Below are 13,527 nucleotides of genomic sequence, written 5' to 3'. Positions count from 1 at the left end.
CTAGAAATATCGTAGGTATACATAAATATGAGCCATGATAATTGATAAAATCATGAAGGGAAAAGCGACGAATAAAAAGTGGCGAAAAGAGATGGGGTAACCATTTTTTTCTGCAATACCAGCCACGATGACATTGGCAGAGGCCCCAATTAAGGTTCCATTACCTCCTAGGCAAGCACCAAGAGCCAGTGACCACCAAACGGGTTCCATATGAGTGCCTGAGATGGCGCTCATTTCTTGTAACATAGGGATCATAGTAGCAACAAAGGGTATGTTATCAATAAACGCGGAAGCGATAGCCGAAAGCCAAATGATTAAATAAGCTGTTAATTCAATTTGGCCGCCTGTGAAAGCTAAAGCCCACTGGGCTAAGGCTTTAATAACGCCCGTTGATTTAAGACCACCTACTAAGATAAAAAGTCCTGTAAAGAAAAAGACGGTAGGCCATTCTACATGTAGTAAAATATCTTCTGGCTCTTCCTGGCTAACTAACATAAGTAGCATGGCTCCTGTCATTGCAATAGTTGCCGACTCTAGATGCAGCGTACCATGAAGCAAAAAGCCGACTAAGGTAAGAGCGAGTACAAATAGGGATTGTTTCAATAGTAACCAATCTTTAATCTGTTCTTTAGGAGATAAGGTTAGTACTTGCAAACGGTGTTCTTCTTCGACCTGTAATTGTTTGCGATAAAATAGCAGCAAAAGAAGAACTGTAACTAGTAAGATCAAAAAGGCAATAGGAGCCAAGTGAACAATAAAGTCGGTAAAGGTTAGGTGAGTGGCACTGCCTATCATAATATTAGGAGGATCACCGATTAGGGTGGCAGTACCTCCAATATTAGAGGTGAGTATTTCGGTAATAAGAAAAGGCATAGGATTTATATTGAGACGTTCCGTTAATGTCAGGGTAACAGGTACGATGAGTAGTACTGTAGTAACATTATCTAATAATGAGGAAGCAACGGCAGTAATGATAGAAAGTAATGCCAGCAAGGAAATAGGATAGCCTTTTGTTACTTGTACTGCCCAGATTGCAACCGCCTCAAAAATACCACTGCGACGCGTAATGGACACCAAAATCATCATTCCGATAAGTAATCCTAACGTGTTAAAATCAATATCATCTTTGATGGCTACTTCCTGGCTCAAAAAACCTACAAGTATCATAACTAGACCACCGGTCATGGCGATCACTGTACGATTAAACTTTTCTAGGATGATCATGGCATAGACAAGGATGAAGATTGTGATAGCACCATAAAAGGACGGTGCTGAACTCATAAAATACCCTCCTTCTTTTTAAAAAAAATCATGGAGAAGTCTTGTTGCAGACTCCTCCATAAAAAAACAAGATATTATATTGTACCTAAAGTTATTGGAATTAGTATACGATAATTGGTAATGAGAGTCAATATTTCACAAAAAAATAGTTTTCTTGTGAAACTAGGTTATTTTACTAGTAATAAAAGCATAAATTGATTATTTACTGTAAAACAATTATAATTTAAATGATCAGATGTTATTTTGTAATTCTAGTAAATTGTGGCTCAATATAGCGTGAAAGGCAGTGACCTATATGAAAATTAATACGTTGGGTGCTCCTCAGTTGCCATCTCCCTTGGAGAGGGATACTACGAATAAGACCGAGACATCTCAAGGCCATTTCGCCTCAGACCTGCTCAAAAATCAGGATGGACAATCTCGAGAAAGATTAAATGCCTTATTGGTGGAGATTGACAATCAAGGGAAAAAATTAGGTGAAGTACCTACCTATTCCGAACTTAAAAAATACCGTGAAGTAGTACGGCAATTTGTTGGTGAGGCTGTAGGCCGTATGTATACGTTACAATCGCAACAAGGTTGGGATCGCCATGGAAGACAGAAAGTGTATACCATCATTAAAAAGGTGGATGCGACGTTAGATAGTTTAACAGAGGATGTGCGCCAGGGGCAGGAAAAGAAGCTGGATATCTTAGCGAAGCAAGACGCAATTCGTGGCATGCTAGTGGATTTATATATGTAGAGGTGCAGTATGGAGTGGAATGATATAATTGGGCATAAGGACCAGGTAGCGATATTGCGTCATATGGAAAAAAGCAAACGTATGCCTCATGCTGTTTTACTTGCTGGACCGGCTGGCATTGGTAAGAGTATGGTTGCGAGAGTACTGGCAACGGCTTTATTATGTAATAATGAGGGAGAACGACCCTGTGGTAAGTGTCCTTCTTGTTTACAAATGTCCTATGATAGTCATCCTGATTTTTTATCAATTGTCCCTGATGGGGTAACCATTAAAATTGAACAGATTCGGAATTTGCAGCATGAAGTCTCGTTGGCGCCCTATATTAGCCAGCGAAAGGTGTGTATCATTGACAATGCTCAGTTAATGACCACGCAAGCTACTAATAGCTTATTGAAGGTGCTAGAAGACCCGCCAGGAGAAATTATATTTATATTAACTACTGCAAGTAAAGATATGATGCTGACTACTATTTTATCTCGCTGTATGGTGATTTCTTTTCAACCTTTAATGGATGATGAGTTAGTCCAAGCATTAATTAACAAAGGTTGCTTGCCAGGACAGTCTGAGGTGGCAGCTCGCCTTAGTGCCGGTCGTATGGGGATTGCACTTGCATTGCTTGCGCCAGAAGGTTTTGCCCTACGGAATCAGGCAATGGAGATAATGGAAAGAGTAGTTTATGGCGGTATTGATAAGATATGGGATATTTCAGCCAAATTAGAAAAAATGGAGCGTAACGAAATTTTAGATATAATAAGGTATTTAACCTATATATTGCGTGATATACTATTGCTTGTAACGGGGCAAGGCAAGCAATTTGTGTTTAATATAGATATTGTGGAAGAATTGAGTGAACAGGCTGATCGGTGGAAGGAAAGTCAATTAACGAAAGCCATTAAAGTAGTGGAAGTTGCTAGGCGAGCCTTTCAGGCCAATGCAAATACAAGGCTTACAAGTGAAGCGTTACTGATAAAAATATATGATTTGGCAAGGGGGGTTTGAAGGTGGAAACAGTAGTAGGTGTTCGTTTTAAAAAAGCTGGCAAAGTTTATTATTTTGCACCTGGTGACATTATGCTGGTGGCAGGAGATTTTGTAATTGTTGAAACTGCTAGAGGATTAGAATATGGTGAAGTTGTAATTGGACCACGAGAAGTAACCGAGGATGCGATTGTAGCCCCGTTAAAAACAGTGCAGCGTAAAGCAACTGCTGAGGATAGCATTAAGGTAGAGGAAAATAGGGCTAAGGAAAAGGAATCTTTTTCTATTTGCGAACAAAAAATAAAAACACATGGTCTAAATATGAAATTAGTTGATGTAGAGTACACTTTTGATGTAAATAAAATTATTTTTTATTTTACTGCGGAAGGACGTATTGACTTTCGTGATTTAGTCAAGGATTTAGCAGCTGTATTTCGTACTCGCATTGAACTTAGACAAATTGGTGTACGGGATGAAGCGAAAATGATGGGAGGAATCGGCTGCTGCGGCAGACCCTTATGTTGCTCTACTTTCTTAGGAGATTTTGAGCCCGTTTCGATTCGAATGGCCAAAGATCAAAAGCTTTCTCTTAATCCTACAAAGATATCGGGGATTTGTGGACGATTAATGTGTTGCTTAAAATATGAAAATGACTCCTATGGACCTTGCTGCAAAAAAATTGCCCCTCCGGTTGTTGGATGTGAGGTCATTACGATAGATGGAGAAGGCAAAGTTACATCTGTGAACCAAGCCAAAAAAAATGCAGCGGTATTGCTTGCGAATGGTAATACGGTAGTTATTCCTTGGGAAGAAGTTGTTGAGAAGGATAACAATGGATAACCAAGTGGTATTAGGCCTAGAGGAGCGATTGGATGATTTGCTCATTGGGAAGCTAAAGATAATTCAGCATGAGAAGGAATTTTGCTTTTCTTTAGATGCGGTGCTGTTATCCCACTTTGCTACTGTAAGGCCAGGGGCAAAGGCGGTAGATTTGGGGACAGGAACTGGTGTGATTTCTCTAATTTTGGCAACCAGAGGCATTGGACATGTAACTGGCCTGGAATTGAGTCAATCCATGGCTGATATGGCAAGTCGCAGTGTTAATTTAAATAAATTAGATGAGAAAGTAACGATTATGCAAGGTGACTTGTGTAAAGTGAAAGATATATTTTCCTCAGATGGTTACGATTTGGTAGTTTCTAACCCACCCTATCGTCCAGTCGGCGGAGGTCATATAAATCCAAATGATAAAGTGGCTATGGCAAGGCATGAAGTAACTGCTACGTTAGAAGATGTTATAAATGCTGCTCGTTATTTGTTAAAGTATCGCCGTGGACGATTTGCTATGGTTCACTTGCCGGAACGTATGGCTGAAATATTAACGATAATGAGTCAGGCCGGTATTGAACCGAAAAGGTTACAACTCGTATACAGCAGTATTGGTAAAAAACCGACCATGCTCTTAGTAGAAGGCATACGAGGAGCAAATCCAGGCCTTGAAGTATTACCACCGCTAATTGTCTACAAAACTGATGGCAGCTATAGTGAAGAAATAATGAAGTATTATAAAGAGTATAGATAGAAACGTAACGAGTAACGGGTAGCGTATATACCCATTACTCGTTCTCGTTTAGCATCTACAGAGCAAATCTGATTTTAAGGATGTATTGAGGAATCATTGAGCCGCAGTGGGCACACCAGAACAGGCGTTATTACGAGAACTGAAATTTCTCTCTGCGTCCTCTGCGCCTCTGCGGTTCAAAAAACTTGAAGTATACGCCTTAGTTACTATTCTATACCATAAAAGGAAGTGAAAGTATTTGGTCGAGAAAATTGGTATGTTGTATTTGTGCGCTACGCCGATTGGAAATTTAGAAGACATGACTTACCGAGCAGTGAGGGTACTTAGTGAAGTTAGCGTCATTGCCGCGGAGGATACGCGTCATACTCGAAAATTGTTAAGCCATTTCGAAATACATACTCGTCTAGTTAGCTATCATGAACATAACAAAGTGACAAGAGGTCCTGAGATAATAGAACGTTTACTGGCAGGAGAAGATGTTGCTGTCGTAAGTGATGCTGGTTTGCCGGGAATTTCAGATCCAGGTTCTGATTTAGTGCAATTAGCTATAGAGGCAGGTATCCAGGTAGTGCCATTGCCTGGAGCGAATGCCGCCTTATCAGCACTCGTTTCTTCAGGCCTAGATACAACAATGTTTACGTTTATCGGATTTTTACCAAAAAACAAAAAAAAACGCAGGGAATTACTAACCAGCTTTGCTGCCAATCCTTATACGATGGTGTTTTATGAATCGCCCCATCGGATAAAACAAACATTAACAGAACTTAGTGGGGCATTTGGCGAGAGGCCGGCAGTGGCAGCTAGAGAACTCACAAAGAAATTTGAAGAGTTTATTCGAGGATCATTAGAGACTTTAGCTGTGCATTTTGCCGAAAATGATCCTAGAGGGGAATTTACTCTTATTGTAGGTGGACAAACATGTGATGAAGATTTGGAGATACTAGAGGCAGACAGGGAACAACTTACACTGGAAGAAGCCGTAATGGCACTAATGGAAACAGGTGTAGCAAAAAAAGAAGCGATCAAAACGATTGCTCTTAAAAGAGGGGTATCAAAAAGAGAAGTCTACCAGGCTACATTGGAGTAATTTTAATTTTGGGCAAAAAAAATAAGAGGTTATAGAACCTCTTATAAATCTTAAACAGCTTTTGTTACTGCCATGGCGTCTAAACATTCTTTACAGATGTTTTTATTTTTAAAGACCGTTACTTCATCAGCGTTACCACAGAACACACAAGAACAAGCTGGTTCATATTTGCGCAAAATGATACGATCGCTATCTACATAAATTTCTAGGGCATCTTTTTCTTCAATGGAGAGTGTACGGCGTAATTCAATTGGAATAACGACCCTGCCTAGCTCGTCCACTTTTCTTACAATACCAGTTGATTTCATAGTAATTGATTTCTCCTCTCTTTACAACAACATTCGACAATTTATGTCTAACTAAATACTACCAAAAATTATACAAGCTGTCAACCTATTTTTACCATAACAGTAAATATGTTGTACAATACTCCGGAGAATTTTGTCATAATGAGGGGAATGGTGGAAAGAGGCTAGAATCATTCGACATTAGTGTATATTTTTGGTAAAATAGGATCATCTTAAAAAGATATAAAAAAATAATTTAAATGTCGAATTATGGCGTGAATGATTATTGTAAAGAATTTTAAGTGCAATACCTATAGGTTTACATAAGTAAAGGAAAATTGGTCTTTTAAATCTGGAAAATGTTAAAGTTTACTACTATAATTATTTTATGTTACACAATATAAGGAGGCTATTAAAAGCTATGGAAAAAAAACCATTTTATATTTCAACACCAATTTACTACCCGAGTGATCGTTTACATATCGGTCATGCTTATACGACAACAATTGCAGATGCAGCGGCTAGGTACAAACGTTTGAATGGTTGCGAGGTTCTTTTTCTTACAGGTTCTGATGAACACGGCCAAAAAATTCAGCGAAAGGCTGCGGAACAAAATGTTACTCCGATTGCTTATGTTGATAAAATTGTAGATTCCTTTAAACAATTATGGGAAAAACTTAATATTTCTAATGATGATTTTATCCGTACAACAGAACAACGCCATCATGAGGTAGTACAAGCTATTTTCCAAAAGATTTATGATAAGGGTGACATTTATAAAGCTGCTTATGAAGGCTGGTATTGTACACCTTGCGAGACATTTTGGATTGAACGTCAGGTTGTAGATGGAAAATGTCCTGATTGTGGTCGTCCTGTAGAAATGGTACAAGAAGAAAGCTATTTTTTCCGTATGTCTAAATACCAAGATCGATTGCTTGCTTATATTGAAAGTAATCCTGACTTTATTCAGCCAATCACTAGACGAAATGAAATGCTCAATTTTATTAAGGGTGGTCTAGAAGATTTATGTGTTTCTCGTACTACCTTTGATTGGGGCATTCCCGTGCCATTTGATACCAAACATGTAGTTTATGTATGGTTTGATGCCTTAACCAATTATATTACCGCTGCTGGATATCTTGATGACCGAGAGAAATTTGCAAAATTCTGGCCAGCAGATATACATTTAGTAGGCAAGGAAATTGTGCGGTTTCATAGTATTATTTGGCCAATTATTTTAATGGCTTTGGATCTTGAACTACCTTCCCAGGTATATGGCCATGGGTGGTTAATCATGGAAGGGGATAAGATGTCCAAATCCAAAGGTAATGTAATTGATCCAGTGGCTTTAATTGAAGAATTTGGTCCAGATGCCATCCGTTATTTTCTGCTTAGAGAAATTACATTAGGGTTGGATGGAAATTTTTCGCGGGAAGCATTAATTAACCGCATAAACGCAGATTTGGCCAATGACTTAGGCAATTTATTACATCGGACTTTAAATATGATTGGCCGCTTTAATGAAGGGGTTATTAAGCCGTCTGGTGATGTAGAAGAAGTTGACAGAGCCCTGACAGAGTTAGTACAAAGTACTGTAAATCAGTATGAAAAGTTAATGGATAGCATGGATATTAATGCTGCCATAAAAATAGTGTGGACATTGATCAGCCGTACCAATAAATATATTGATGAAACTGCACCATGGGCATTGGCAAAGGATGAGTCTAAGAGGGCACGTCTCAACACAGTATTGTACAATTTGGCTGAAACCCTTAGAGTTGTGGGGGTTCTTATTTATCCTTTTATGCCGATTACAGGACCTAAAATTTGGGCTCAGCTAGGCATTCCTGCTGACTTTAAAACCGTATCCTTAGAGGATGTCAAAGGTTGGGGGAAACTTCCAGTCAATGGCTTGGTAGCAAAACCAGAACCAATTTTTCCACGGATTGAGGATAAAGTAGTTGAAGTTCCAGTTGAGGAAAAGACAGAAGAGAAACCAAAAACAAATGTGGTGGCAGAGTCTACAAATAGTTTACCTGAAGTAACAATTGAAGAGTTTGCCAAAATGGATCTTAGAGTTGTTACTGTACTAGCAGCTGAAAAGGTGGAAAAGGCTGATAAACTTTTAAAACTTACAGTAGATTTAGGTACAGAACAACGCACCATTGTATCAGGAATTGCTAAACACTATGCACCAGAAGATTTGGTAGGAAAAAGTGTAGTGATGATAATCAATTTAAAACCAGCGAAGATTAGAGGCATTGAATCCCGCGGTATGGTACTTGCTGCTTCTTGTGATGAAAAACTAATCGTCGTCACCGCTCCCGAAATGCCAGCTGGTAGTAAAGTAAAATAAAGAAGACTTGATTCAGATGGAGTTTTAACTCCATCTGAATCTTAGCCCTTCTTATCCAGGGACTTAGCCGCTCTTAACTCCCATTTATATAAGTGAGCCTTGGATTCGAAAATCCTTAGAGCGAACTTACTTCGAGTTTTAAAGACTGTTATCCTAACCAGAGGGCAGGATATTACAGGCTGTTAACGAGATGAAGATGGGAGTCTTAGATCGATTTAGTCATCGGATAAATTTACATAAAAAAGCAAAAGCGCCTGCAATAGGCGCTTTTGTCAACTAGAATAAAGGAGTTGTTTTTCTATGTTATTTGACTCTCATGCTCATATCGATGATGAAAAGTTTGATAATGATCGTGATCAAGTAGTGGCTAGAGCCTTGGAAAATGGTATAACAGGAATCATTAATGTAGGTGCTTGTATGGCTTCCTCGGCTCGTTCTATAGCCTTAACACAAAAGTATGAAAATATCTATGCAGCTGTAGGCATCCATCCTCATGACGCAAAAGACGCTTTGGAAGATGATTACGAACAACTCGCTCAGTGGACAAAGTTACATAAGGTTGTAGCGATTGGTGAAATTGGTTTAGACTATTATTATGATTTATCACCTCGGGAAGTGCAACGGGCTGTTTTCATTCGCCAACTTGATATTGCGCGGCAAACGGGCGTACCTTTTATTATTCATGACCGTGATGCCCATGGAGAGATTTTAGATATTTTGAGAAAGGAAGCCAAAGGAGTGCCAGGTGTATTGCATTGTTTTTCCGGTAGCTTAGAAATGGCCCGTGAAGTACTTAAGATGGGGCTTTATATTTCTATAGCAGGTCCCATTACCTTTAAAAATGCTGCAAAGCTTCCAGAAATTGCGGCAACGGTTCCTCTGGAGAGGTTGTTAGTGGAGACAGACTCTCCTTATTTAACACCACATCCTCATAGGGGAAAGAGGAACGAGCCTGCTTATGTAAAGTTGGTTGCCCAACAGGTTGCCGATTTGCGTGGTATAGAATTGTCTGCATTAGCTAAGGCAACCAGAGAGAACATAAGAAGTTTATTTAAAATATAGAAATTAACAGAATAAATTACCTTGTGTGGGAATATCTTGATAAAGAGTATTCCCACTTTTTATTTTAGAAAAGGAGGTTAGCTTTAATCGATTTCTTAATTTTAAGGATTAAGATGACTATTTTCTAATTCATGCATAAATAAGGACATTTTGGCAAATAATCTATATAATTTAGCAAAATAATTAACAAAATTTAAAATAATATTGGACAATAAACGAAACTCGTGGTATAATACTCAAACGTTTGAAAAGGAGGTATTTTATGCGTCAAATCGAATTGAAAAAGTTTATTTTTCGACAAAAGATGCTACCCCTACTTCTCTCACTGTTCACTGTTTTATTGGTGGCGACAGGGTTCATGTTTGCCAACAAGAAGGTTCAAATTGCCGTGGATGGCAGCACCATGATGATTAGCACATTACATAGTAAACCGGAAGAGGTTTTAGCTCAAGCCGGAATAAATTTAGGATCCAAAGACGAATATCGTCTGTCAACAGCAAAACTGGCTGATGGCAGTGTGATTTCTGTATATCGTGCTGTGCCTGTTACAATGACCTATCGGGGAAAAACAGAGGTTTTGGTAACCGCTAAACCTACGATAGGAGAATTGGCTGAAAGCTTGGGATTAGAAAAAGAAAATACCAAGCTTATTCCGGATGGACAGACCAAGTTAGAAGCAAATATGGTGATTCAGGCTGTATCGTTAACGGAAAAAGTTGTTGAACGCGATGTTCCCGAACGATTTACAGTAGTTCGTCAGCCTGATTCCACAATGGAGAAAGGTGTAGAGAGAGTTGTAGAAGACGGACAGGATGGTATTAAAACCGTTACTGTTCGTATTCATTTTGCTGATGGTGTAGAGGTAAGTGCTGAACAAGTTAGTGAGAAGATTAAAGAGGCGCCAAAGCCTCAGGTCATTCATGTGGGTACTCGAGATATGATTGAAACATCCAGGGGATCCATGAGATTTAGTCGAGTAGAAGCAATGGAGGCCAGTGCTTACCTGCCAACGGATGGATCATCGGCTGGTATAACGGCAACCGGCGTACAAGCTCGCCGTGGTATTGTGGCCGTGGATCCTGATGTCATACCTCTTGGAACCAAGGTGTATGTACAAGGGTATGGTTTAGCTACGGCTGCTGACGTTGGTGGTGCTATTGTTGGTAATCGTATTGATTTATGTATGGAAGATGACAGTGAGGCCTGGAGATTTGGTAGACGCGTAGTAAAAGTTTATGTTCTTGACTAACAGGGGGTATACTCCCTGTTCTTTTTTTGATACTATAATAAGGATATTAAAATAGTAGTTATTAACCACAAAGACACAATGTCGCTGCTTAGGCACATAAGAAAAGACTTGGCTTAGGCCAAGTCCTCAGACGCAGGCAGAAGCCTTAGTCGTTCTTACTTGGAATCAAGGAAGTGTTATACTTTCTGATTCCGCAAAGAAAAACTTCTTAGTGCTCTTTGTGTCTTTGTGGTTCAAATAGTTTCTACATTCTCTATATTTGAAATACCACTAGCGGTTTTTTTGTAGTGAGAACGTATCTGGAAGAGGTAGAATGAATTGATTAAAGAAGTTATTGTTGTGGAAGGCAAAAATGATATACACGCGGTAAAGCGGGCTGTGGATGCTGATTGCATTTCGACAGGTGGCTTTGGGTTATCAGCTCATAGTTTAGAAAAAATTGAACATGCTTATAAAAAACGGGGCATAATTATTTTGACGGATCCAGATAGTGCTGGTGAGCGAATCCGCAAATTTTTGAGCCAACGTTTTCCCGAGGCGAAACATGCTTTTGTTCCTAAAGAGGATGCAATGGCAAAAAATGATATTGGTATTGAACAAGCATCTGGTGAAGCCATCCGTGCAGCACTTTCGAAGGTGCGCTATTTAGAGTGGCAGCCAAGTGAAGAGTTTGTTTGGGCAGACATTATGAACTGGGGTTTAAGTGGCGCGAAGGATGCTTCAGCTAGGCGAGCAATCTTAGGAGCCAAACTTGGTATTGGTTATGCCAATGCGAAAACCTTTTTGCAGCGACTGAATCATTACGGCGTAACCCGTAATGAGTTTGAACAGGCCGTAGAATTAAATTTGGAGGCATACGATGAAACAGCCGACTATAGCAAATAAAGAAGTTACGTACCACATCCTAAAACGATTTGGTATTCGTATGAGCAAAAAATTGGGGCAGAATTTTTTAATTGATGAACATGTGGTGCGCAGTATTGTCGAGGCTGCCAATATTACAGATGGAGATGCGGTGCTAGAGATTGGTCCTGGCATTGGTACTTTAACGCAAGGTCTTGCAGAAGCGGGAGCCAATGTTACGGCTGTGGAAATTGATCGGCGACTCATTGAAGTATTGGCAAAAACTCTAGAAGGCTATGATAATATTCGCGTAGTCCATGGAGATATTTTAAAGATTAATATCGCCAAGGAAGTAATGGCACCTCGTTATAAAGTGGTCGCTAATTTACCTTACTATATTACTACACCTATTATTATGGGTCTATTAGAGGCGCGGATGCCAATTGATGTATTGGTAACTATGGTGCAAAAAGAAGTTGCTCTACGAATGGTGGCTGTACCTGGTACGAAAGACTATGGTTCATTATCTGTAGCCGTCCAGTATTATACGAAACCAGAAATTATGTTCAAAGTACCACCTGCATCCTTTGTTCCGCCGCCAGCTGTAGATTCGGCTGTGATTCGCTGTACGGTAAGAGAAAAACCCCCGGTCGAAGTAAATGAAAGAGTCTTTTTTAGAATTGTCAAGGCTGCTTTTGCTCAGCGCCGTAAAACCCTGTCCAACACGCTGAAAACAACAGGTGTACCTGCAGAAACACTGAAGATTATCTTAGAAAAAGCAGGCATAGATGGTACTCGCCGTGGTGAGACCTTATCAATTGAAGAATTTGCTGCCATTGAGAACGTTTGGATTCAGTAATAAAGAAGACTTGATTCAGATGGAGTTTTAACTCCATCTGAATCTTAGTCGCACTTATCCAGGGACTTAGCTGGTCTTAACTCCCACTTATATAAGTGAGCCTTGGATTCGAAAATCCTTAGAGCGAACTTACTTCGAGTTTTACAGACTGTTATCCTAACCAGAGGGCAGGATTTACAGGCAGTTAACGAGATGAAGATGGGAGTCTTAGAGCGGTTTAGTCATCGGATAAAAAAGTATATAAAGAAGGCCTACTTTTTTAAAAGTAGGCCTTCTTTATCTGCTTAATGAGTTAGTGGTGCCCCAAAAAGTCCCGTTGTCATAACAAAAAAACGCTTTGCTAAGGAGTTATTTCAAACATAATGGATTCCCTGTGAGAAAATGGTCTAATACATCAAAGCGTCGTTCGCTATGATAACCTGTATAGGTTTTGTTTTGCCATTGGCGTGTACGGGGAGTATTTTGAAAAACACTAATTGCCTCTAGGCAATCACCTACAATGGTTTCAATAATTTTAGCACCGTGAACATTGGTTTTAAGAGATGAGCCTAATTGATAATGGGGAATTGTAGTGGCTACGTCAATCTTAAGTTTGTTAATTCTTGACAATGCCATAGTTACGGGGGGGATTGCTAATTCGCGAAGGGGTATAGTGGTTAAAAAACGCCGTGAAACGGCATGGGGACCATGGGAGGGAGTTGCTAAGTTTATTTTTTTGTCTAAACCTAGTTCTTTATTAAGGTTTAATCTCCATTGGAAGGTAGGGTTATAGCGTTCTATGTGGCGGGGCGGGGAGGGATAACAGTTGGTTAAAGCCATATCCAAGTGCTTAATTAATACTCCATCAATAAGTTCTGTTAAACTTTCAGCAAAAGTTCCTACCATATCACCGTCCACAAAAGCCACTACATCGCTGCCCATTGCTAAAGCTACCTTTGCGCCAATTGCTCGGGGGATGTCAATACCGAGACGTTCGTGAAAATAAAGAATTTGTAACTTTGGAATACCAATTTGTAAGACTTCATGCAACGTAGAATCAACGGAGCCGTTTGCTACTAAAATAATTTGATCAATTTGTAATGTGCTTAAGTTTTGTAGGACTGTTACAATACGTCCAGCTTCATTCTTTGCTGGGACAACCACAGTAATCATGCGCCATCACCTCGATGATTTTGAGTGCGGTGCATGTGACCTTAAAAAGG

At 39.6% G+C, this 13,527-nt stretch carries 13 protein-coding genes; 10 read left to right on the top strand and 3 right to left on the bottom strand.

From position 1 onward, the window contains the following. The gene (locus UFO1_RS21495; RefSeq protein WP_038674101.1) at positions 1-1,281 is read right to left on the bottom strand and encodes an ArsB/NhaD family transporter; all 1,281 of its coding nucleotides are present in this window, start codon (positions 1,279-1,281) and stop codon (positions 1-3) included. A 295-nt stretch (positions 1,282-1,576) separates the two neighbouring features. On the opposite strand from UFO1_RS21495, the gene UFO1_RS21490 reads away from it, so the two are divergent. From UFO1_RS21490 to rsmI, 5 genes are all read left to right on the top strand, one after another. Then, positions 1,577-2,023 (top strand): YaaR family protein, encoded by a 447-nt coding sequence (locus tag UFO1_RS21490; protein ID WP_038674100.1) that lies wholly within the window; start codon positions 1,577-1,579, stop codon positions 2,021-2,023. Positions 2,024-2,032: 9 nt separating this feature from the next. Then, positions 2,033-3,022, top strand: a complete 990-nt coding sequence (holB, locus tag UFO1_RS21485) for a DNA polymerase III subunit delta' (protein WP_038674099.1) — start codon at positions 2,033-2,035, stop codon at positions 3,020-3,022. Between the two features lie 2 nt (positions 3,023-3,024). Then, on the top strand, positions 3,025-3,840 hold the full coding sequence (locus tag UFO1_RS21480; RefSeq protein ID WP_038674098.1) for a stage 0 sporulation family protein: 816 nt from the start codon (positions 3,025-3,027) through the stop codon (positions 3,838-3,840). Next, entirely contained in the window at positions 3,833-4,582 is a 750-nt protein-coding gene (locus tag UFO1_RS21475) for a tRNA1(Val) (adenine(37)-N6)-methyltransferase (RefSeq protein ID WP_038674096.1), read from the top strand. Before UFO1_RS21480 ends, UFO1_RS21475 begins: the two co-directional genes overlap by 8 nt. 256 nt (positions 4,583-4,838) lie before the next feature. Continuing rightward, the gene (gene rsmI, locus UFO1_RS21470) at positions 4,839-5,669 is read left to right on the top strand and encodes a 16S rRNA (cytidine(1402)-2'-O)-methyltransferase (RefSeq protein ID WP_038675542.1); all 831 of its coding nucleotides are present in this window, start codon (positions 4,839-4,841) and stop codon (positions 5,667-5,669) included. A gap of 50 nt (positions 5,670-5,719) precedes the next feature. Here the strand turns inward: rsmI and UFO1_RS21465 are convergent, their stop codons facing one another. Then, complete coding sequence (locus UFO1_RS21465; protein WP_038674095.1) at positions 5,720-5,977, bottom strand: AbrB/MazE/SpoVT family DNA-binding domain-containing protein; 258 nt, start codon at positions 5,975-5,977, stop codon at positions 5,720-5,722. Positions 5,978-6,377: 400 nt separating this feature from the next. On the opposite strand from UFO1_RS21465, the gene metG reads away from it, so the two are divergent. The 5 genes from metG (at position 6,378) to rsmA (ending at position 12,325) form a co-directional block, all read left to right on the top strand. Next, positions 6,378-8,312 carry a methionine--tRNA ligase gene (gene metG, locus UFO1_RS21460; RefSeq protein WP_038674094.1) on the top strand — a complete coding sequence of 645 codons (1,935 nt, stop codon included), beginning with the start codon at positions 6,378-6,380 and terminating at the stop codon, positions 8,310-8,312. 300 nt (positions 8,313-8,612) lie between these two features. Continuing rightward, positions 8,613-9,374, top strand: a complete 762-nt coding sequence (locus UFO1_RS21455) for a TatD family hydrolase (RefSeq protein ID WP_038674093.1) — start codon at positions 8,613-8,615, stop codon at positions 9,372-9,374. A 262-nt stretch (positions 9,375-9,636) separates the two neighbouring features. Continuing rightward, positions 9,637-10,623, top strand: coding sequence for a 3D domain-containing protein (locus UFO1_RS21450; RefSeq protein ID WP_038674091.1), 987 nt, complete (start codon positions 9,637-9,639; stop codon positions 10,621-10,623). A 318-nt stretch (positions 10,624-10,941) separates the two neighbouring features. Next, the gene (gene rnmV / locus UFO1_RS21445) at positions 10,942-11,508 is read left to right on the top strand and encodes a ribonuclease M5 (protein WP_038674090.1); all 567 of its coding nucleotides are present in this window, start codon (positions 10,942-10,944) and stop codon (positions 11,506-11,508) included. Then, positions 11,483-12,325, top strand: a complete 843-nt coding sequence (gene rsmA, locus UFO1_RS21440; protein ID WP_038674089.1) for a 16S rRNA (adenine(1518)-N(6)/adenine(1519)-N(6))-dimethyltransferase RsmA — start codon at positions 11,483-11,485, stop codon at positions 12,323-12,325. The genes rnmV and rsmA overlap by 26 nt, the downstream gene beginning before the upstream one ends. Before the next feature lie 348 nt (positions 12,326-12,673). On the opposite strand, the gene UFO1_RS21435 is transcribed toward rsmA, so the two are convergent. Continuing rightward, positions 12,674-13,477 carry a glycosyltransferase gene (locus UFO1_RS21435; protein ID WP_038674088.1) on the bottom strand — a complete coding sequence of 268 codons (804 nt, stop codon included), beginning with the start codon at positions 13,475-13,477 and terminating at the stop codon, positions 12,674-12,676. Positions 13,478-13,527: the final 50 nt, after the last annotated feature.

The organism is Pelosinus sp. UFO1, from assembly GCF_000725345.1.
Lineage (GTDB): Bacteria > Bacillota > Negativicutes > DSM-13327 > DSM-13327 > Pelosinus.
This window is presented reverse-complemented; position numbering and strand designations above follow the sequence as displayed.